The sequence below is a fragment of the Corallococcus praedator genome (assembly GCF_003612125.1).
Taxonomy (GTDB): Bacteria; Myxococcota; Myxococcia; order Myxococcales; family Myxococcaceae; genus Corallococcus; species Corallococcus praedator.
The window spans coordinates 1-1,112 of record NZ_RAWI01000769.1 but is presented as its reverse complement, the minus strand read 5'-3'; the positions used below and the strand labels follow the sequence as shown (position 1 = coordinate 1,112).

Genomic DNA, 1,112 nt, shown 5'->3' with positions numbered 1-1,112 from the left:
AGATGTGTATAAGAGTCAGCCGCGGGCACGAAGACGCCGGCCACCCGGTCCGCCAGCCGCTGGATGGGGGCCCGCGTGCGCTGGGCCTCGGCGACGCGCTGGACGATGCGCGACAGGAGCGTGTCCCGGCCCACCCGCTCCGCGCGCATCACCAGCGAACCCGTGCCGTTCACCGTGCCTCCCGTCACCTTCGCGCCCCGGCCCTTCTCCACCGGCACCGGCTCTCCGGTGACAAGCGACTCATCCACCGCGCTCGCGCCCTCCAGCACCTCGCCGTCCACCGGCACCTTCTCGCCAGGGCGCACGCGCAGCCGGTCCCCTACATGGACCTCCGACAGCGGTACGTCCTCTTCATGCCCGTCGTCCCCGATGCGCCTCGCCGTCGCGGGGGCCAGGGACAGGAGCGCACGCAGGGCACCGGACGTCGCGTGGCGGGCTCGCAACTCCAGCACCTGCCCCAGCGCCACCAATGTGAGGATGATGGCGGCGGCCTCGTAGTACACGGGCGCGGTGTCACCGTGTCCCGTGCGCGCACCGTCCGGCAGCAGGTGCGGGAACAGCGTGGCGACCCCGCTGAACAGGTACGCCGCGCCCGCGCCCAGCGCGATGAGCGTGAACATGTTGAGGTGCCGGTTGCGCACCGACGCCCAGCCTCGCTGGAAGAACGGCGCCCCCACCCAGAGCACCACCGGCGTCGCCAGCACGAACTGCGCCCACAGCAGGGCCTCCGGGGACAGCGCGAGCCGCACGGGCAACATGTCCGCCATGCCCAGCACCATCAGCGGCACGCTCAGCGCCAGCCCCACCCAGAACCGCCGCGTCATCGAACGCAGCTCCGGATCCGGCCTGTCCTCCACCGTCACCGTGCGCGGCTCCAGCGCCATGCCGCACTTCGGGCAGGTGCCGGGCCCGTCGCGCACCACCTCCGGGTGCATCGGGCAGGTGTACTCGACCCGCGTCTCCAGGGCCGGCGGCGCGTCCGGCTCCAGCGCCATGCCGCACTTCGGGCAGGCCCCCGGCGCGTCCCGCCGCACCTCCGGGTCCATGGGGCACACCCACGTCGTGCCCGGCGCGGCGGGGGCCTGCCCGAAGTGCGGCATGGCGCTGGAGCC

General features: G+C 73.6%; 1 protein-coding gene. It reads right to left on the bottom strand.

The annotated features are described in order from the left end of the window. On the bottom strand, window positions 1-1,112 hold a 1,112-nt coding region (locus D7Y13_RS41615), incomplete at both ends, for a P-type ATPase actuator domain-containing protein (RefSeq protein ID WP_279637187.1).